The 17,117-nt window shown below is 63.7% G+C and carries 20 protein-coding genes and 1 pseudogene; 10 read left to right on the plus strand and 11 right to left on the minus strand.

Translation table 11 applies throughout. The annotated features are described in order from the left end of the window. The first annotated feature begins 83 nt into the window (after positions 1 to 83). From DOD19_RS04850 to DOD19_RS04870, 5 genes are all read left to right on the plus strand, one after another. On the plus strand, positions 84 to 248 hold the full coding sequence (locus DOD19_RS04850; RefSeq protein WP_162634345.1) for a hypothetical protein: 165 nt from the start codon (positions 84 to 86) through the stop codon (positions 246 to 248). Positions 249 to 912: 664 nt separating this feature from the next. Next, positions 913 to 1,575: an urease accessory protein UreE gene (gene ureE / locus DOD19_RS04855; protein ID WP_112184360.1), complete on the plus strand. Its 663-nt coding sequence runs from the start codon at positions 913 to 915 to the stop codon at positions 1,573 to 1,575. Then, positions 1,568 to 2,257 (plus strand): urease accessory protein UreF, encoded by a 690-nt coding sequence (locus DOD19_RS04860; protein WP_112184391.1) that lies wholly within the window; start codon positions 1,568 to 1,570, stop codon positions 2,255 to 2,257. Before ureE ends, DOD19_RS04860 begins: the two co-directional genes overlap by 8 nt. Before the next feature lie 11 nt (positions 2,258 to 2,268). Continuing rightward, the gene (ureG, locus tag DOD19_RS04865) at positions 2,269 to 2,895 is read left to right on the plus strand and encodes an urease accessory protein UreG (protein ID WP_009241038.1); all 627 of its coding nucleotides are present in this window, start codon (positions 2,269 to 2,271) and stop codon (positions 2,893 to 2,895) included. Positions 2,896 to 2,973: 78 nt separating this feature from the next. Continuing rightward, positions 2,974 to 3,276, plus strand: coding sequence for a hypothetical protein (locus DOD19_RS04870; protein WP_037031508.1), 303 nt, complete (start codon positions 2,974 to 2,976; stop codon positions 3,274 to 3,276). Positions 3,277 to 3,394: 118 nt separating this feature from the next. Here DOD19_RS04870 and DOD19_RS27840 read toward each other — a convergent pair. The 4 genes and pseudogenes from DOD19_RS27840 to DOD19_RS04890 form a co-directional block, all read right to left on the minus strand. Further along, positions 3,395 to 3,540: pseudogene (locus tag DOD19_RS27840) on the minus strand (isoprenylcysteine carboxylmethyltransferase family protein); the annotation flags it as partial. Positions 3,541 to 3,633: 93 nt separating this feature from the next. Then, the gene (locus DOD19_RS04880) at positions 3,634 to 4,326 is read right to left on the minus strand and encodes a glutathione S-transferase N-terminal domain-containing protein (protein WP_024975318.1); all 693 of its coding nucleotides are present in this window, start codon (positions 4,324 to 4,326) and stop codon (positions 3,634 to 3,636) included. A 168-nt stretch (positions 4,327 to 4,494) separates the two neighbouring features. Continuing rightward, positions 4,495 to 5,754, minus strand: coding sequence for an acyl-CoA dehydrogenase family protein (locus tag DOD19_RS04885; protein WP_112184362.1), 1,260 nt, complete (start codon positions 5,752 to 5,754; stop codon positions 4,495 to 4,497). A gap of 76 nt (positions 5,755 to 5,830) precedes the next feature. Next, complete coding sequence (locus DOD19_RS04890) at positions 5,831 to 6,268, minus strand: PaaI family thioesterase (protein ID WP_024975320.1); 438 nt, start codon at positions 6,266 to 6,268, stop codon at positions 5,831 to 5,833. A 93-nt stretch (positions 6,269 to 6,361) separates the two neighbouring features. Here DOD19_RS04890 and DOD19_RS04895 point away from each other — a divergent pair, with 93 nt between their 5' ends. Further along, a complete protein-coding gene (locus DOD19_RS04895) occupies positions 6,362 to 7,306 on the plus strand; it encodes a LysR family transcriptional regulator (RefSeq protein WP_024975321.1) in 945 nt (314 codons plus the stop codon). A gap of 52 nt (positions 7,307 to 7,358) precedes the next feature. Here DOD19_RS04895 and DOD19_RS04900 read toward each other — a convergent pair whose 3' ends face one another. After that, positions 7,359 to 8,345 carry a LysR family transcriptional regulator gene (locus tag DOD19_RS04900; RefSeq protein WP_024975322.1) on the minus strand — a complete coding sequence of 329 codons (987 nt, stop codon included), beginning with the start codon at positions 8,343 to 8,345 and terminating at the stop codon, positions 7,359 to 7,361. A gap of 120 nt (positions 8,346 to 8,465) precedes the next feature. On the opposite strand from DOD19_RS04900, the gene DOD19_RS04905 reads away from it, so the two are divergent. Together DOD19_RS04905 and DOD19_RS04910 are read left to right on the plus strand one after the other, a co-directional pair. Continuing rightward, the gene (locus tag DOD19_RS04905; RefSeq protein WP_112184364.1) at positions 8,466 to 9,179 is read left to right on the plus strand and encodes an SDR family oxidoreductase; all 714 of its coding nucleotides are present in this window, start codon (positions 8,466 to 8,468) and stop codon (positions 9,177 to 9,179) included. After that, positions 9,176 to 9,580 carry a glyoxalase gene (locus DOD19_RS04910; RefSeq protein WP_112184366.1) on the plus strand — a complete coding sequence of 135 codons (405 nt, stop codon included), beginning with the start codon at positions 9,176 to 9,178 and terminating at the stop codon, positions 9,578 to 9,580. The genes DOD19_RS04905 and DOD19_RS04910 overlap by 4 nt, the downstream gene beginning before the upstream one ends. Before the next feature lie 25 nt (positions 9,581 to 9,605). Here DOD19_RS04910 and DOD19_RS04915 read toward each other — a convergent pair whose 3' ends face one another. The 4 genes from DOD19_RS04915 to DOD19_RS04930 are packed head-to-tail and all read right to left on the minus strand — an operon-like array spanning position 9,606 to position 13,866. Continuing rightward, positions 9,606 to 10,694, minus strand: a complete 1,089-nt coding sequence (locus tag DOD19_RS04915) for a phosphotransferase (protein ID WP_112184368.1) — start codon at positions 10,692 to 10,694, stop codon at positions 9,606 to 9,608. A gap of 37 nt (positions 10,695 to 10,731) precedes the next feature. Next, positions 10,732 to 11,469 carry a histidine phosphatase family protein gene (locus DOD19_RS04920; protein WP_024975326.1) on the minus strand — a complete coding sequence of 246 codons (738 nt, stop codon included), beginning with the start codon at positions 11,467 to 11,469 and terminating at the stop codon, positions 10,732 to 10,734. A 12-nt stretch (positions 11,470 to 11,481) separates the two neighbouring features. Beyond that, positions 11,482 to 12,261, minus strand: coding sequence for an enoyl-CoA hydratase (locus DOD19_RS04925; protein WP_112184370.1), 780 nt, complete (start codon positions 12,259 to 12,261; stop codon positions 11,482 to 11,484). A 33-nt stretch (positions 12,262 to 12,294) separates the two neighbouring features. After that, entirely contained in the window at positions 12,295 to 13,866 is a 1,572-nt protein-coding gene (locus DOD19_RS04930; RefSeq protein WP_112184372.1) for a 3-hydroxyacyl-CoA dehydrogenase, read from the minus strand. 46 nt (positions 13,867 to 13,912) lie between these two features. Between DOD19_RS04930 and DOD19_RS04935 the strand changes: the two genes are divergently transcribed. After that, complete coding sequence (locus DOD19_RS04935) at positions 13,913 to 14,566, plus strand: glutathione S-transferase (RefSeq protein WP_112184374.1); 654 nt, start codon at positions 13,913 to 13,915, stop codon at positions 14,564 to 14,566. Positions 14,567 to 14,586: 20 nt separating this feature from the next. Here DOD19_RS04935 and DOD19_RS04940 read toward each other — a convergent pair whose 3' ends face one another. Then, on the minus strand, positions 14,587 to 15,759 hold the full coding sequence (locus DOD19_RS04940; protein ID WP_112184377.1) for a pyridoxal phosphate-dependent aminotransferase: 1,173 nt from the start codon (positions 15,757 to 15,759) through the stop codon (positions 14,587 to 14,589). A 12-nt stretch (positions 15,760 to 15,771) separates the two neighbouring features. Beyond that, positions 15,772 to 16,296 (minus strand): putative toxin-antitoxin system toxin component, PIN family, encoded by a 525-nt coding sequence (locus tag DOD19_RS04945; RefSeq protein ID WP_112184379.1) that lies wholly within the window; start codon positions 16,294 to 16,296, stop codon positions 15,772 to 15,774. Positions 16,297 to 16,333: 37 nt separating this feature from the next. Between DOD19_RS04945 and yaaA the strand changes: the two genes are divergently transcribed. Beyond that, positions 16,334 to 17,107 carry a peroxide stress protein YaaA gene (gene yaaA, locus DOD19_RS04950; RefSeq protein WP_024975332.1) on the plus strand — a complete coding sequence of 258 codons (774 nt, stop codon included), beginning with the start codon at positions 16,334 to 16,336 and terminating at the stop codon, positions 17,105 to 17,107. Positions 17,108 to 17,117: the final 10 nt, after the last annotated feature.

Raw genomic sequence — 17,117 nt, forward strand, 5'->3', positions numbered from 1 at the left:
GGCGCCATCAAGGGCAGGAACGTCAACGGCCACACCGGCGGGGAACTGAGGTGGGCGCCGGGGCTCGTTGAGTGCGAGTGCGAGTGCGAGTGCGAGTGGAAGTGGAAGTGGAAGTGGAAGTGGAAGTGGAAGTGGAAGTGGAAGTGGAAGTGGAAGTGGAAGTGGAAGTGGAAGTGCGTGCGAGGGTTCAGAACGTACAACGGAGTGGCGTGCGGGCAGAAGATTGTGTGCTTTACCCCTTGCCCTAGATGGCGCCTTGAATTTCTGTTGCAGAGAGGAAAAAGAGGGGAGGCCTGTTTGAGCGAAGCGAGTTTGCCTCCCCTCCCTCTCTGCGACATAAATTCAAGGAATCTTTCGCCATCTCGGGCGCGCCTTTCTTTGCTTACTTTCTTTGGCAAGACAAAGAAAGTGAGTCGCCCCCGGCAGGGGGTGAAACAACAGCAAACCAACAAGCCGCCCCCGGCAGAGGAAGAGAAAAACTGAGCCTCAGACCCCGACGTTCCGAGCTCAGACCCCCAACCACGACCCTCTGACCCTCAAATTCGATACTCCAGATATCGAATAAGAGCCAACGAAGCGAAGCAATTCGGCCGCAGGGCCCAATCAGGACAAAACGAGACGCAACCGAAGCAAAAACGCAGAATTTTTCGGGCCTCCGAGGGCCATGCTCGATGCAAAAAGCCTCGTGCTCCAACCTCCGAGCCCGACGTTCGACCCTCAATGCTCGGGATTCGAAACCAAAAGTGTGAAAGTCGGAGTTCAGAGCCCCACTATTGAGTGTCAGAGCTTGGCAATTGAGCCTCAGAGCCCGACGATTGAGGTTCAGAACTCGACGTTCGGGGCTCAGAACCCGATGTTTGACAGGCTCAGCTCCAAGCTGGGCCGTCATGAGATTGTGAATAGGTTCCAACGATGCTTTCCATCACTAAACATCTCCCCACGCCGCATGGCCTGGCCTCCGTGCTGGTCAAGCGCGCGCCCAAGCTGGTGCTCCCATTCCTGGAGCGCAGCCGCAGCCGCCTGCGCGCCACCCTAGACGATGGCCGTGACGTGGCCGTTGTACTGCCGCGCGGCACCGTCATGCGTGGCGGCGACGTGCTGGTTGCTGAAGACGGCACGCTGGTGGAAGTGCAGGCTGCACCTGAGCAGGTGCTGCGCGTGACGAGCGACAACCGCCTCGCGCTGATGCGGGCGGCCTATCACCTCGGCAATCGCCACACGCCTGTGCAGGTCAGCGCAGATGCGCTGCAGCTCGAAACTGATCCGGTGCTCGAAGACATGCTCGTGCGTCTGGGCGTGACCGTCGCGCATGTTGAGGCGCCGTTCGAGCCCGAGGCGGGCGCATACGGCGGCGGCCATCGGCACGGCCACGATGCGACATTCGAAGAGGACTACGCGGCCGCGCAGGCGCTGTATCACGAGCATCACGGACACGATCACGGTCACTCGCATGACCATGATCATGCGAGTGACCACGCGCATAGCCACGATCACGCGCATGGGCACGACCACGGTCACGACGACGGCCATGTCCACGGCCCCGGCTGCGGTCATCACCACCATCGCCATGACTAACGCGGCGCAGCTCACTGCCTTGCTGCATCTCGCGTCCCCCGCGCTGCCGGTGGGCGCGTTCAGCTATTCGCAGGGGCTGGAAGCGGCGGTGGACGTGCTGCACGTGGCGGATGAAGCGTCGGCTGCGACGTGGATTGCGGAAGGGCTCGACGTGCTGGCGGCCTGCGAGGCGCCGCTGTGGCTGTTGCAGTTTGCTGACTGGCAGGCGGGGCGCTTTGATGCCGTGGCCGAGCGCGATGCATGGTTCCTTGCCACCCGCGAGACGCGCGAGCTGCGGCTGGAAACCTCTCAGATGGGCTGGTCGCTCAATCGACTTATCCAGCAGTTGGAGTGGGGCGATGGCGCACTGCGCAGTGCATTGGCCGCGCGCGCGACAGTGACCTTTCCGACTACCTTTGCCGCCGCCGCTGCCGCTCTGAATGTCGACCCGCACGACGGCGTGACGGCGTACTGCTTTGCATGGGTGGAAAACCAGATGGCGGCGGCAGTCAAGGCCGTGCCGCTCGGGCAGGCTGCCGGGCAACGCATTCTCTTCGGTTTGCACACTGCGGTGGCGCGTGCGGTAGAGGAGGCCACGCGCCGTGCGGCCTGTCATCCGCCTGAACTGTCTACGTTCTCACCGGGGCTGGGTGTGTTGTCCGCCCGGCACGAAACGCAATACTCACGACTCTTTCGATCCTGAACCTGATCATCATGCGAACCAAGAAACTCCCAGCCCTGCGCGTTGGCGTGGGCGGCCCGGTGGGCTCCGGCAAGACCACGCTGCTCGAAATGCTCTGCAAGGCCATGCGCGAGCGCTATGACTTGGTGGCGATCACCAACGACATCTACACGAAGGAAGATCAGCGCCTGCTGACGATCTCCGGCGCGTTGCCCGCCGAACGCATCATGGGCGTCGAGACGGGCGGTTGCCCGCACACGGCCATCCGCGAAGATGCGTCGATCAACCTCGAAGCGGTGGATCGCATGCTCTCCAAGTTTCCGGATGCGGATGTGGTCTTCATTGAGTCCGGCGGTGACAACCTCGCGGCGACGTTCAGCCCCGAGCTGTCGGACCTGACGATCTACGTGATCGACGTGGCGGGCGGGGAGAAAATCCCTCGCAAGGGCGGCCCGGGCATCACCAAGTCCGACCTGCTGATCATCAACAAGACGGACCTTGCACCATACGTCGGGGCGTCGCTGGAGGTGATGGAGAGCGACACGCGCAAGATGCGCGGCGATCGTCCGTTCGTGATGTGCAATCTGCGGGCGCAGGGTGGGCTGGATGAGGTGATCCGCTTCATTGAAAAGCAGGGGATGCTGACGGCGGCTGCCTGATGCTGCGGCACTTACTGCGGCACTTGCGGGTGCCGCGCTGAGTCAAAAACACTCACGGGTGCGTTGCGGAGGTGGGTGATGAAGGCGCTGCATTCTGTGGTGCTGATGACGGTGATCTTGGGCGTGGCTGCCTGTGCGCCGACCATCGTCGGGCCGTATTACACGATGGATGTACGGCTGGCGGATGGGAAACCCGTGCGGTGTGCGGTCAATCAACCGGTGCACTTGCCCGGGCCGCCGCCGGAGCCGCTGACAGTGCGAGAGCGTAACGAGGCCGAAGTACTGGCGACGCAGCCGCTGCGGTTGCAGACGGGGCCGCGGTCGCCGTATCCGACGGTCTACACTGCGCCGGACGTGCAGTGCTTCGCATTGCCCCGGTAACGCGATCAGGCGTCTTCCGTCAGGTAGCGCCAGAGCGCCTGCGCCACCAGGCCGACGGGGGCGCGCACGTAATCGCGCAACAACGAACCCAGCTTGGTGGTGATGGTGGTGAAGGGCATCAGTCGAGCCCCGGAATCAGGCGCCACGCGCGAGCGCGGTACGCATCGTATACCGCGCCGAACTGCGATTGCGAGGGAGTGTCTTCGGCGCATATGCGTGCCACCAGTTGAGGGAAATCAGGCGGAGCGTCAGCGCTGCACCGGCCCGTTTAGGCCCCTGAACGTGGCCCCGCATTGACGACTTCCAAAAGAAAAAGGCCGCATCACGCGGCCTGTTTTCCGATGCGAAAAAGCGGAATCAGCGCCGCTCGTACTGCGTCGCGCCGAAGAGGATTTCCTTCGCCTTGTCGTCCTGCACAGCCGGCCGTTCCTTGGCCAGCACCTTCACCGCGCGCTGCACGGCGGGGCGTTCTTCAATGGCTTCGAACCAGCGCTGCAGCTTCGGGTAATCCGACAGCTCGATCCCCTGGTTCTTCCAGCTGCGCAGCCATGGCCACGTCGCAATATCGGCGATGGAGTAATCCGCGCCACCGAGGAATTTCGATTCGCTCAGGCGCTTGTCGATCACGCCATACAGACGCTTGGCTTCGTTCGTGTAGCGGTTGATCGCGTATTCGATTTTTTCGGGCGCGTAGATGCGGAAGTGGTGGGCCTGGCCGAGCATCGGGCCAACGCCGCCCATCTGGAACATCACCCATTGCAGCACTTCGTATTTGCCGCGCACGTCGTCGGGCATGAACTTGCCCGTCTTGCCGGCGAGGTACAGCAGGATCGCGCCCGATTCGAACAGCGAGATGGGTTTGCCGTCGGGGCCGTCCTGATCCACGATGGCCGGGATCTTGTTGTTGGGGCTGATCTTGAGGAAGTCGGGCTTGAACTGGTCGCCGGCGCCGATGTTGATGCCGTGAACGCGGTAAGGCAGCCCGCATTCTTCCAGCATGATGTGCACTTTGTGGCCGTTGGGTGTGGCCCAGCTATAGACGTCGATCATCGAGTTGGCTCCTTGGCTTCTGGCCGGGAAGAGAGGTGCAGGCCACCAGCAGCCTGCAAAGTGTTCCATTCCAGCACAGAACCGAAAAACGCGCAGACGCCGGGCAGAGGCAAAAAAATCCCCGCTCAAGGCGGGGTTAAGGAGTGAACGGTACAGCCGTGCCGCAGGTCAGGAGCCGCGTGTGACCGGCATGTCGGCAACGTCCTTCAGGTGCAGATGCTTGGCCAGTTCAAGCTTGGCGATGGCCGCGCGGTGCACTTCGTCCGGGCCGTCGGCCAAGCGCAGCGTGCGTTGGTGCGCGTAGGCCGAAGCCAGCGGGAAATCACCCGACACGCCGCCGCCGCCGTGTGCCTGGATCGCCCAATCGACGATCTGGCAGGCGATGTTCGGAGCCACGACCTTGATCATCGCAATCTCGGCCTTGGCGACCTTGTTGCCGACGGTGTCCATCATGTACGCGGCCTTGAGCGTGAGCAGGCGAGCCTGTTCGATCATGCAGCGTGCTTCGGCAATGCGTTCGTGCCAGACGCTGTGCTGTGCGATGGCCTTGCCGAATGCAATGCGCGACGACAGACGCTTGCACATCAGTTCCAGCGCGCGCTCAGCCACGCCGATGCTGCGCATGCAGTGGTGGATACGGCCCGGGCCCAGGCGGCCTTGTGCGATCTCGAAGCCGCGGCCTTCACCCAGGAGGATGTTGCCCACCGGCACGCGCACGTCTTTCAGGTCGACTTCCATGTGGCCGTGCGGCGCATCGTCGAAACCGAACACTGACAGCGGACGCGTGACGGTGATGCCCGGTGCATTGGCCGGCACCACGATCATCGATTGCTGTTCGTGGCGGCCGGCATCGGGGTTGGTCTTGCCCATGACGATGTAGACGGCGCAGCGCGGGTCGCCAGCGCCGGACGACCACCACTTGCGGCCGTTGATGACGTATTCGTCGCCCTGGCGCTCGATGCGGCATTCGATGTTGGTGGCATCCGACGAGGCCACGGCCGGCTCGGTCATCAGGAAGGCCGAGCGGATCTCACCGCGCAGCAGCGGTTCGAGCCAGCGGTCTTTCAGTTCTTCCGAGGCGTAGCGCTCCAGCGTTTCCATGTTGCCGGTGTCGGGCGCTGAGCAGTTGAACACTTCGGGCGCCCAGGGCACGCGGCCCATGATTTCGCACAGCGGGGCGTATTCGAGGTTCGACAGGCCTTCCGGCGCGCGCGGCGAGCGCGGCAGGAACAGGTTCCACAGCCCGGCCTTGCGTGCCAGCGGCTTGAGTTCTTCGATGACCTTGGTGGGAATCCACGCGTTGCCGGCGCGGCGGTTGGCTTCGACTTCTTCGTGGAAGCGGTGCTCGTTCGGATAGATGTGCTGGTCAAAGAAATCGAGCAGGCGCGCCTGCATTTCCTTGACCTTGGGCGTGTAATCGAAATTCATGGTGTCTCCTCAGTACATCGAACAAGCGCCTCGAACGGGCAACCATCAACTCAGTTCAGACGGGCTCGGCCATGCGTCAAATACGTCCGCCGAGCACTGCAAACACGGCACTCGCGCGCGCAATCAACCGGTCGCCGCGATGGAAGAGTGCCTGCGCAAAAGCCAGCTTGCTGCCCGTGCGCAATCCTTCCGGGGTGATCTCAATCCAGTCGCCTTCTCCAGCAGAGGCGATGAAATCCACAGTCAGGCTGGCGGTGGACATGGCCAGGGCGCCGCCGGTACCTTCGCCGGGCTCGGCCAGGCAATAGCCTAGCGCCGCATCGGCCAGCGATGCCACCACGCCGCCATGCAGGATGCCGCGCCGGTTCAGGTGGTGGTGGCCGACATGAAAACCCATCACCATCGTCGGCCCCATGCCGCGGGCATAGACCGGCCCCAGCATCGTCAGGAAAGGGCTCGGCTTGTTCAGCAGTACGAAGCCCGTCGGCACGGACAGATCGGTGGTGGTGGTCATGGCGCGTGGCGCAACTCCCAAGTGGTGTCCGCAGAATAAGCCTTCGCCTACAATAAGAGAAATGAATTTAGTAGATTACAGTCCATCAATATCATGCATATATCCCGGGTCGACCTGAACCTGTTTGTCGTTTTCGATGCGATCTACACGGAAGGCGGCATCACGGCGGCCGCGCGCACGCTCAACCTGACGCAGCCCGCCGTGAGCCACGCGCTCGGGCGGCTGCGTGAGTTGTTTGACGACCCGCTGTTCGAGCGGCGCGGGCAGGGCATGGTGCCGACGCCGCTGGCGCGCACGCTGATCGCAGAGGTGCGCACCGCGCTGCAGGGCTTCGAGCGCACCTTGCGCGAGGGCACGCGCTTCGACCCCGCCACGAGCGAGCGTCGCTTCACGTTGTCGATGCGCGATGCGCTGGAAGCCACGCTGCTGCCGCCGTTGATGGCGGCCATCGCCAAGGAGGCACCGCGGATTGACGTGACGACCGTGCGTGGAGACCGCCGCCAGCTCGAAACCGAGTTGCTGGCCGGCACCATCGACGCGGCTGCGGACATTCTGGTGCCGGCATCTCCGGCCATCCGGCATGCGCCGCTGCTGACCGACCCGATGGTGGTGCTGGCGCGCCCGGGCCACCCCATTGCAAATGCGCCGTTGACGCTGGAGCGCTATCTGGCGTGCGAACACGTGCATGTGTCGTCCCGGCGTCGCGGGGCAGGGCTGGAAGATGTGGAACTGCGCCGGCTTGGCCATGAGCGGCGCGTGCGGCTGCGTTGCCAGCATTACCCGGCCGCCTGCCGTGTGGTGAGCTGCACGGACCTGCTCGCGACGTTGCCGATCCGCTATGCGCGCATCGCCAATGAACCGTATGGCAACGTGATGCTGCCGCTGCCGTTCAACGTGCAGCCGCTGGAGCTGTACCTGTACTGGCACACGAACAGCGACCAGGATGCCGCCAGCCGCTGGCTGCGCGATCACGTATTCGCCGCAATGGCGGAGGTGGCGCTGGATGACGCGGCGGCCGCATTTGCCGATGGGCGTTGACGAACGCAAAAGCAGACGCAATCAGCGCCGCCGCAACAACCAATAAGAACGCCTACGTATTCACCGTGACGGCCGACTTGGCTTTGGCCGACTTGACCGGCTTGGGCGATGCCGTTGCCGCCTTTGCCGAAGCGAACGGGTAACGCGCGCTGAACTCCGCAAAGCGCGCGGCAAGAAAGTCTGCACATGCCGTCAGCCGCGCTGGTCGATGGCGGCGTGCAAGGGCGACAAGCTGCAGCGGCGTGGGCGCATGGCTCCATGCCGGCAATGCCACCTCCAGCCGGCCGGCGCTCACGTCTTGCGCGACATCCAACCACGATTTGAACGCCAGGCCGCGCCCCGCGACCGCCCAGTCACGCACCACGGCGCCGTCGTCGCATTGGAAATCACCGCGCACGTCGATCGGGGCAGGGCCGCTGGCGTGCGTGAGTTGCCAGCGCGTGACGGGCTCGCCGTTGCGCAGCAGGATCAGGCAGCGGTGGTCGGCCAGGTCGCTCGGGTGTGCGGGCCGGCCATGCTGCTTGAAGTAAGAGGGCGCCCCCACGATCACGCGCGGATGCGACGCCAACGGCCGCCGCACCAGCGCCGAATCCTGCAGATGTCCGTAGCGCAGGGCGAAGTCGAGGTCTTCGCGCATCAGATCGGCCAGCCGGTCACCGAGCACCAGCGTGACTCGCACGCCGGGGTGCTCATCGCAGAAGGCGTCGAGCCACGGGCGCAGGATGTGTCGCCCCAGGTCTGATGTGGCTGCAATGCGAATGGGACCGGACAGCTCGGTGCGATCCTGCCCCAGACTTTCCGCACCTTCGTCCAGTGCCTCCAGCGCCTGTCTTGCGTAGGCGAGATAGCGCTGACCGGCTTCGGTCGGCCGCATGCTGCGCGTGGTGCGCTCGAACAGGCGGGCGCCGAGTTCGGTCTCCACACGTTTGAGCGCTGCGCTGGCTGTGGCGGGCAGCCAGCCGAGCTGGCGAGCGGCGGCGGAAAGGTTGCCGGCATCAGCAATGCGCACCAGCAGGCGGAGGTCGTCGAGGGCGATCATTGTCAAAGCAGATTTGGAGAATCATCAAAGCATAGCCAGATTATCTTGCTTTTGTTTGATGAAAGAATGGCCCCAATCGATTGACGGTTTTTTCTTTCCTCTTCTCAAAGGAGCATTGGCATGACTTCGAACACTCTGCTGGACCAGTCGGTGGTGGTATTGGGCGGCACGGCCGGTATTGGGCAGGCGGTGGCACGCGCGGCGGCAGCCGAAGGGGCGCGCGTGACGGTGCTGGGCCGCTCCGCCAAGGCAGGCAGCAGCATCCAGGGCATCGCCGTGGATGCGAACGACACGGCTTCGTTGGCCGGCGCGTTGGCCCAGGCAGCCAGGTTGTCGCACAGCGGCAAGGTCGATCATCTCGTCATCACCATCGGTTCGCGCACGAGCCCGCCGCCGTTTGCTTCGTTGCAACGTGCCGACCTGGAGCAGGCCTTCGGCACCAAGCTCTTTGCCGCGCTGATGGCGGTGCAGGCCGCATTGCCGCACCTGACTGAACGCGCATCGATTACGCTCACCTCTGGCCTGCTTTCTCGCAAGGCCACGGCGACCGGCTTGCTGCGTGGCTCGATCAATGCTGCAGTGGAAGCCGCCGCCAAGAATCTGGCGAAGGAACTCGCACCGCGCCGTGTCAATGTGATCAGCCCCGGCGTGGTGGATACGGAAGTGTGGGGCGCCCCGGCCGATCGCGAGGCCATGCTCGCGCGTATCGGCAGCGGCTTGCCGGTCGGCCGCGTTGGCACGCCGGAAGACCTTGCCCAAGGCTATCTGCTGGCCATGACCAACGGTTTCATGACCGGCGCCATCATCGACATTGAAGGAGGCGGTTTGCTATGACACCTGACAGCGACTGGACATTCGACCACGTGAACTTTCACGTGGCAGCAGACGCGCCCATCCTGAAATTCTTCGCCGATGTGCTCGGCTGGAAACCGGGGCCGCGCCCGGCGTTTCCGTTTCCCGGCACGTGGCTGTACCAGAACGACGATGCGCTGGTGCACCTCGTGACGCAGGAGGGCGACACGCCGGAACTGGTGTTCTCGCACATCGCATTTCGTACCCGGAAAGACGCCGCCGACGTGCTGGCCGCGGTGCGTCAAAGCGGTATTCCGCACCAGGTCAGAAAACACCCCGCGCGGCCTGCCGCACAGATCTTCGTGCAGTTGCCGGGCGGGGTGGTGCTGGAGCTGGAAGCGCCAATGTCCGGTCCGCTGGAAGCGGCGCGCGAGTACGAGTAACGCCGCGGCTGAGTGAGGCGCAGTGTCAAGCGCCGGCCTGCTGGGCATACTTCCAGCCCAGTTCGGCCATCGGGCGGGCGCGCTTGCCTGCCTCCAGCGCCTGCGCCGAAGACGCCGTGCCATCCACCACGCGCTTCATGATCCCCTGCAGGATGCCGGCAATGCGGAACATGTTGTAGGCGAGGTAGAAGTTCCAGTCGCCCGTGATGCGGCGGCCGGTGCGTTCTTCGTACTGGCGGATGTACTCGGCTTCCGTGGGAATGCCCAGTGCCGCGAAGTCCAGACCCGCCACGCCGCGGAACTGCCCCGGCTCGATGTGCCAGCTCATGCAGTGATAGCTGAAATCGGCCAGCGGATGGCCTAGCGTCGACAGCTCCCAATCCAGGATGGCCAGCACGCGCGGTTCGGTCGGGTGGAAGATCAGGTTATCGAGGCGGTAGTCGCCGTGAACGATGCTGGTGATTTCCTCGGCTTCCTGCGGCACGTGCTTCGGCAGCCATTCGATCAGGTTGTCCATGGCCGGAATCGACTCGGTTTCCGACAACTTGTACTGCTTGCTCCAGCGTTCGATCTGGCGTGCGAAATAGTTGCCGGGTTTGCCGTAATCGGCCAGGCCGATGGCGGCGTAGTCGACCGTGTGCAACGCAGAGATGACGCGGTTCATCTCGTCATAGATGGCGGTGCGCTCGGCAGGCTCCATGCCTGGCAGGGCCTGATCCCACAGCACGCGGCCCTGCACGAATTCCATGATGTAGAAAGCGCGGCCGATCACGGCTTCGTCTTCACACAGCGCATACATCCTGGCGACAGGCACGTCGGTCTTGGCCAGTGCATCCATCACGCGGTACTCGCGTTCGATAGCGTGCGCGGACGGCAGCAGCTTCGCCTTCGGCCCGGGCTTCGCGCGCATTACGTACGTGCGCGACGGCGTGATCAGCTTGAACGTCGGGTTCGACTGACCGCCCTTGAACTGCTCCACCGTGAGCGGGCCGGCAAAGCCTTCAACGTGTTCGCGCATCCACGCTTCCAGCGCGCCAATGTCGAACTTCTGCTGATCCGCTACCGGGCGCGTGCCCTCGAAGGCCGAGAAATCCTGCTGGTCCGTCTGTGCCATGGGTGTGTCTCCGAATCTTGTTGTGTGTCTGGAAAATTCAGGCAGCCGGTTGACGATGCTGGAGGTATTGCTGCAGCAGCACCTCCATCGTCGTCAGCCGCGAGCCGAGATGTGTGGGCGAGGGCGCTGAGAAATTGCTCATGCGCAGCACCCAGTCGGTCGGGGCATCGCCAACATCGAGCACATTGATGCAGCCGGCGGTCTGCGCGAGGCTGCCGAAGAACACGCGCTCGCCGCCGGTGATGGCGTGCGAGAGGATCGCGCGGTTGGTGCCGCCATGCAGCACCAGCAGCACGGTGTCCCAGTCGGTTTGCGCGCGCAGTTGGGCGATTGGCGGAATCACCCGGTCAAGAAATTCGCCGATGCTCTCGCCGTTGAGGAAGCGCCGGTCTTCCGACACCGTGCCTTCAAATGCGCCGATAAAGGCTTGCGCGAGTTCATGCTCCGGAATTTCCGCCAGCTTGCCGCCGCGGATCTCCTGCAGCTCGGGCCAGTGTTCAAGCGTGAAGCCGCGTTCCTGCATCGCGGGTATCTCGGCCAGCACACGCTGCGCGGTTTCCACCGTGCGCGGCAGGCCGCTGACGATCACGCGGTCGAAGACGATGTTTTCGGCGGCGAAGATCTTGCCTGCAGCGGTGGTTTGGCTGCGGCCCAGTTCATTGAGCGGCACGGCCTCGGGTGACGGAACGGGGCGGCCGGTTTCGTCAAAGTACGTCACGGCGCCATGACGCATTAGATAGACGCGCCGGCGCTGGGGTGTTGGGAACGGAATCATGCGAGCCAGAAATTAGCGGTATTGAGGTTTGCGTTTTTGCAGGAAGGCTGAGATGCCTTCGTTGCCGTCGGCGTGGTGCAGCGCTTCGACAAAGCTGTGCTGCTCGGCCTTGAGGTGATCGTGCAGCGAGGCGTCTTCGGCGTGGGTGATCAGGCCCTTGATGCGGCCCACGGCATGCGGTGATTGCGCTGCGAGTTTTTCCGCCAGTGCCAACGCCTGGTCTAGCGCCTCGCCGGGTTTGACCACTTCGTTGATGAGGCCGAAGTGCGCCAGCCGCTCTGCGCCAACGGGCTTGCCGAGCATGATGATTTCGCTCGCAAGCGGACGCGGCAGGAAGCGTGCGATGTGCCAGGAGCCGCCGCCGTCCGGCGTCAGTGCCACGTTCACGTACGCCATCACGAACTTCGCATCCGATGCGGCAATCGCAAAGTCACACGCCAGCACCAGCGAGAAGCCTGCGCCGGCTGCCGGGCCTTCCACTGCGGCAATCACCGGCTTGGGAAACGTGCGGATCGTTTCGATCCAGTGGTTGAGCGCGTCGATACCTTCTTCCTGAACGCTTCGCGGCTTGCTCCGGTTTTCCAGCAGGCGGTTCAGGTTGCCGCCCGCACAGAAGGCATTGCCGGCGCCCGTGAAGATGACGGCGCGGATCTCGTTGTCGTTGGCGGCGCGGTCGAGCGCTTCCATTGACGCGGTGTATATCACCGGGTCCAGCGCGTTGCGCGCGTCAGGGTTGGACAGCGTCAGCACCAGCGTCGAGCCGATGCGTTTGGAGAGTAATTGCGCGGTCATGGCGGCCTCGTCAGAGTAAGCGGCAATCAGGCATCAGGCGTCAGGTGTCAGCAGCGACATGCCCAGACGGGCGCGGCGCAGCAGCCACGGGCTCGGGCGATAACGCGGGTCGCCATAGAGCGTGTACAGGTTCTGCAGGACTTCCAGGATGGCGTTCGTGCCCAGCGTATCGCCGAGTGCCAGCGGCCCTTGCGGATAGCCGAGGCCCAGCGTGACGGCCAGATCGATGTCCGTGGGCCTAGCAATGCGCTGCTGTGCGATGTCGCACGCGATGTTGACGATGCATGCGACGATGCGCTGCGCGACAAAACCACCGGAATCCCGGATCACCGTGACGGGCACCCCGTCGGAGGCAAGCAGGCCGTGTGCGGCATCGCGGTAGGCCGCATCTGTGGCCGGTGTAGTCATCAACGTGCGGCGCTTGGTGGCGGCAAACGGATAGAGCGTGTCGAGCGCCACGGTGCGGCGTGCGTCAAGCCCTTCGGCGGCTACGCAGGCGGTGGCATCCAGCCCACGCGGCGTGACGATGATCAATGCTTCGGCGGACGGTTTCGAACCTGCTTCGGGCGTGATGCCCAGGTCAAGCAACAGGCGCTGCGCTGCGGCGTGGCCGGCGTCATGCGCGCGGCTGATCCACACCGAAGATGGGCGCGCAGACGGTGCAGGCGCCTCAGCGGGGATCTGCTTCTGCCCTTCCGGATAGCGGTAGAAACCTTCGCCTGTCTTGCGGCCCAGGATGCCGCCCGCAAAGCGCACCGCCGTGATCTGCGACGGACGATAGCGCGGCTCGTCGTAGAACTGGCGGTAGACCGATTCCATCACCGGATGCGAGACATCCAGTCCTGTGAGATCCATCAACTCGAACGGCCCCATGCGGAAGCCGGCCTGCTCGCGCATGATGGCGTCGACGTCCGCATACGCCGCCACACTTTCCTGGGCCACGCGCAGGCCCTCGGTGTTCATGCCGCGCCCGGCGTGGTTGACAATGAAGCCCGGCATGTCGATGCAGCGCACGGCGGTGTGGCCCATGCGCTTGGCCAGTGCGGCAAGGGCGTCACCGGTAGCTGGCGCGCTGCGCAGGCCGTCGATGACCTCGACCACCTTCATCAGCGGCACCGGGTTGAAGAAGTGAAAGCCTGCGACGCGTTCGGGGTGCTGGCATGTCGCGGCAATCGCGGTGATCGACAGCGACGAGGTATTCGACGCCAGGATGGCATCTGCGCGGACGATGTCTTCGAGCTGACGGAAGAGGTCGCGCTTGACGTCCAGCTTCTCGACGATGGCCTCGACCACAAGATCGCAGTCGGCCAGGTCGGTCAGGACACCGGCCGGAATGAGCCGGGCAATTGTGGCGTCGGCGTCATCCGCTGTGAGCTTGCCCTTGGCGGCCAGCTTGGTCAGCGTGTCGGCCAGCGCCGCGCGCGCCGTTTCCACGGCTTGCGGGTTAGCGTCGAACAGTTTGACGCGCAAACCGGCCTGGGCCGCGATTTGCGCAATGCCGCGCCCCATGGCGCCCGTGCCCACAATCCCGATAGTCTGCATATGAAATCCGCTGCGATCGAAAGAAGTCTGGCTAAAATAGCACGAGCGTGCGATTTCTGGCATCCGCACCGACCATAACGGACGGCCAAATTACCAAGGAGACGGCTTCATGCTGACGCTATACGGTTTTTCTGCGAGCAACTACTACAACAAGGTCAAGCTCGCGCTGATGGAGAAGGGGATTGCGTTTGAGGAATCGCTACGCTGGCCGGACCAGACCGACGGCGAGGTGTCGCCGCTGCACAAGGTGCCGTATCTGGTGGGGGAGGACGGTGGAATGTGCGAATCGCAGGTCATCATCGATTATCTGGAAGCGCGCTACCCGCAACATCCGCTGATCCCAGCCGATCCGTTCAAGGCGGCCAAGGTGCGGGAGATCGTGACGTTCCTGGAGCTGCACCTGGAGCTGGTCGCGCGCCAGCTGTTTCCCGAAGCATTCTTTGGCGGCAAGATCAGCGAAAACCTGAAGGTGAAGGTGCGCGAGCAACTGCAGAAGAACATTCCGGCGGCGGCCAGGCTGTTCAAGTTCTCGCCATACGTGGCGGGTGACACGTTCACCATTGCGGACTGCGCGGCCATCGTGCATTTCCCGCTGGTCAGCCAGGCCACCAAGATCATCTACGGTGAAGACTTGCTGGCGCAGGTCGAAGGCGTCAAGCCTTACCTGGCCAAGATGGCGGAGAACCCGAACGTGCAGAAGGTGCGGGCAGACAGCAAGGCCAATCTGGAGCAGATGCTGGCGCACTACGCCAGCAAGCGCTGATCGGCTTCAGTCTTACGGTCTCACACCTTCGACAAACGCTCCAGGGCAACTTGGAGCGTTTCGTCTTTCTTGGCGAAGCAAAAGCGCACCACGCCCGATTCGTGCGGCTGCGAGTAAAACGCCGACACGGGAATCGCCGCCACGCCAATCTCGCTCGTCAGCCACTTGGCGAACTCGGCTTCGGGCAGATCGGAGATGGCGCTGTAGTCCACGCACTGGAAGTACGTGCCCTGGCAGGGCAGCAGCTTGAAGCGCGTCTTCTCCAGCCCCGCGCGGAACAGGTCGCGCTTGCGCTGGTAGAACGTCGGCAGCTCCAGATACGGACGCGGATCCGCCATGTAGTTCGCCAGGCCGTGCTGCATTGGCGTGTTGACGGTGAACACGTTGAACTGGTGCACCTTGCGGAACTCCGCCATGAGTGCGGCGGGCGCTGCCACGTAGCCGACTTTCCAGCCCGTTACGTGATACGTCTTGCCGAAGCTCGACACCACGAATGCGCGCCGTGCCAGCTCCGGAATGCGCGCGACGGACGCATGCTGCACGCCGTCGTACACCATGTGCTCGTACACCTCGTCTGAGAGCAGCAGCACGTTGGTGGGCGCCAGGATCTCGGCCAGCTTCTGCATGTCGTCCGCGTGCCAGACCGTGCCGGTCGGGTTATGCGGTGTGTTGAGCATGATCAGGCGCGTGCGCGGTGTGATGGCCGCGGCGAGCGTGTCGAACGGGATGCGGAAGTCCGGCGCGTTCAGCGTGATCGGCACGACCTTGCCACCCGCCAGTTCGATCGACGGGATGTAGCTGTCATACGTCGGCTCGAAGACGATGACTTCGTCGCCCGGATGCACGCAGCACAGCACCGTGGTCAGCAGCGCCTGCGTGGCGCCGGCGGTGACGGTGATCTCGCGGTCGGCATCGTAAGCGTGGCCGTACAGATTGGCGACCTTCGCGGCAATGGCCTGGCGCAGCGCGGGCACGCCCGTCATTGGCGGGTATTGGTTCAGGCCCGCGCGCATGGCATCGGACACCGCATCGACGATGCGCGGGTCGCAATCGAAATCCGGAAAGCCCTGGCCCAGGTTGACGGCCTGTTTTTCCGCGGCCAGCGCCGACATCACGGTGAAGATGGTGGTACCGACATTCGGTAGCCGCGACGGCGGGGGTGCGATGGGCGCGAACGATTCAACAGTGGTCATGACAAGACGGCTTCAGGCTTGATTTGGGATGGCAGCAAGGGCAGCGGTCTCCAACTGGACCAGCGCGGCGAACTGCTTGGGCGGCAACACCGCCACGTCGCAATACTTGGCCATGCGTCGCTTGAGCTTGAGTACGGCGCGGTCCTTAGAGACGAGATAGGCCACGCCGGCGGCATCGGCCAGCGCGAGAAATTTCTGGTCGTCGCGATCCTTGCAGCGCGGAACGAACGCTTCGCCTTGCGTGCGGGCGGCTTCTTCAGGATCGGCAACGGACCGTGTCACGCGATCGACCCACGCCAGGGCGGCTTGCGCGTCAACGGCGTAATGCGCGAATTGCGGGTAATCGAGCACGCGGCGCAGTTCTTCGCGGCAAGCGGGGCTGATGATGGCGTCCAGCCGGCCGGCTTCCAGCGCAGCGCGGATCGGGCGCGCAACCGCATCGTCGAAGATCAGGATGTCGACCCAGATGTTGGAGTCCAGCACCACGCGCGGGGCCGGAGCCTGGGTGGAGTGGGCGAGGGCGGCAGCGTCTGCCATTCGATACAATTCCAGACTTGTGAACCGCGATTCTGACATGATCATCGTCCTCTCGCCGGCCAAGTCGCTCGACTACGACACGCCGCCGCGCACCAAGACCCACACGCTGCCCGATTTCATCGAGCGCTCCGCAGAACTCATTGAAGTGCTCCGCAAGCTGTCGCCGGCCCAGATCGGCACGCTGATGCACATTTCCGATCCGCTGGCGGCGCTCAATGCCACGCGCTATGCGGATTGGTCGCCCGAATTCACTGCCGAGAACAGCAAGCAGGCCGCGCTGGCCTTCGACGGCGATGTCTACGGCGGGCTCGATGCCAATTCGCTGGCGGTCGACGATCTGCAATTCGCGCAGAAGCATCTGCGGATTCTGTCGGGGCTGTACGGCGTGTTGCGCCCGCTGGACTGGATGCAGCCGTATCGCCTGGAAATGGGCACGCGCCTGGCCAATCCGCGCGGCAAGGATTTGTACGCCTTCTGGGGCGACGACGTGACGCTCGCGCTCAACAAGCTCTTCAAACAAGACGACGACCCCGTGCTCGTCAATCTTGCCTCGGAAGAGTATTTCAAGGTGGTGCGGCCCAAAGTGCTCAAGGCGCGCATCGTCACACCGGTTTTTGAAGACTGGAAGAACGGGCAGTACAAGATCATCTCGTTCTACGCAAAGCGTGCGCGTGGTCTGATGGCGCGCTACGCGATCGAGCACCGCATCACCGATCCGCGCAAGCTCAAGGCGTTCGACGTCGACGGCTATGCCTTTGCTGCTGCCGATTCCGACGACGAGCGCTGGGTCTTCCGCCGCAAGCTCACCTGATGACAGGATC

Source organism: Ralstonia sp. GX3-BWBA, assembly GCF_003290055.1.
Classification (GTDB): Bacteria; Pseudomonadota; Gammaproteobacteria; order Burkholderiales; family Burkholderiaceae; genus Ralstonia; species Ralstonia holmesii.

Excerpts from the sequence above, each read along its gene's own strand:
- ureE (WP_112184360.1), top strand. The coding sequence starts at position 913 with ATGCTTTCCATCACTAAACATCTCCCCACGCCGCATGGCCTGGCCTCC.
- DOD19_RS04860 (WP_112184391.1), top strand. The coding sequence starts at position 1,568 with ATGACTAACGCGGCGCAGCTCACTGCCTTGCTGCATCTCGCGTCCCCC.
- ureG (WP_009241038.1), top strand. The coding sequence starts at position 2,269 with ATGCGAACCAAGAAACTCCCAGCCCTGCGCGTTGGCGTGGGCGGCCCG.
- DOD19_RS04870 (WP_037031508.1), top strand. The coding sequence starts at position 2,974 with ATGAAGGCGCTGCATTCTGTGGTGCTGATGACGGTGATCTTGGGCGTG.
- DOD19_RS04880 (WP_024975318.1), bottom strand. The coding sequence starts at position 4,326 with ATGATCGACGTCTATAGCTGGGCCACACCCAACGGCCACAAAGTGCAC.
- DOD19_RS04885 (WP_112184362.1), bottom strand. The coding sequence starts at position 5,754 with ATGAATTTCGATTACACGCCCAAGGTCAAGGAAATGCAGGCGCGCCTG.
- DOD19_RS04890 (WP_024975320.1), bottom strand. The coding sequence starts at position 6,268 with ATGACCACCACCACCGATCTGTCCGTGCCGACGGGCTTCGTACTGCTG.
- DOD19_RS04895 (WP_024975321.1), top strand. The coding sequence starts at position 6,362 with ATGCATATATCCCGGGTCGACCTGAACCTGTTTGTCGTTTTCGATGCG.
- DOD19_RS04900 (WP_024975322.1), bottom strand. The coding sequence starts at position 8,345 with ATGATCGCCCTCGACGACCTCCGCCTGCTGGTGCGCATTGCTGATGCC.
- DOD19_RS04905 (WP_112184364.1), top strand. The coding sequence starts at position 8,466 with ATGACTTCGAACACTCTGCTGGACCAGTCGGTGGTGGTATTGGGCGGC.
- DOD19_RS04910 (WP_112184366.1), top strand. The coding sequence starts at position 9,176 with ATGACACCTGACAGCGACTGGACATTCGACCACGTGAACTTTCACGTG.
- DOD19_RS04915 (WP_112184368.1), bottom strand. The coding sequence starts at position 10,694 with ATGGCACAGACGGACCAGCAGGATTTCTCGGCCTTCGAGGGCACGCGC.
- DOD19_RS04920 (WP_024975326.1), bottom strand. The coding sequence starts at position 11,469 with ATGATTCCGTTCCCAACACCCCAGCGCCGGCGCGTCTATCTAATGCGT.
- DOD19_RS04925 (WP_112184370.1), bottom strand. The coding sequence starts at position 12,261 with ATGACCGCGCAATTACTCTCCAAACGCATCGGCTCGACGCTGGTGCTG.
- DOD19_RS04930 (WP_112184372.1), bottom strand. The coding sequence starts at position 13,866 with ATGCCAGAAATCGCACGCTCGTGCTATTTTAGCCAGACTTCTTTCGAT.
- DOD19_RS04935 (WP_112184374.1), top strand. The coding sequence starts at position 13,913 with ATGCTGACGCTATACGGTTTTTCTGCGAGCAACTACTACAACAAGGTC.
- DOD19_RS04940 (WP_112184377.1), bottom strand. The coding sequence starts at position 15,759 with ATGACCACTGTTGAATCGTTCGCGCCCATCGCACCCCCGCCGTCGCGG.
- DOD19_RS04945 (WP_112184379.1), bottom strand. The coding sequence starts at position 16,296 with ATGGCAGACGCTGCCGCCCTCGCCCACTCCACCCAGGCTCCGGCCCCG.
- yaaA (WP_024975332.1), top strand. The coding sequence starts at position 16,334 with ATGATCATCGTCCTCTCGCCGGCCAAGTCGCTCGACTACGACACGCCG.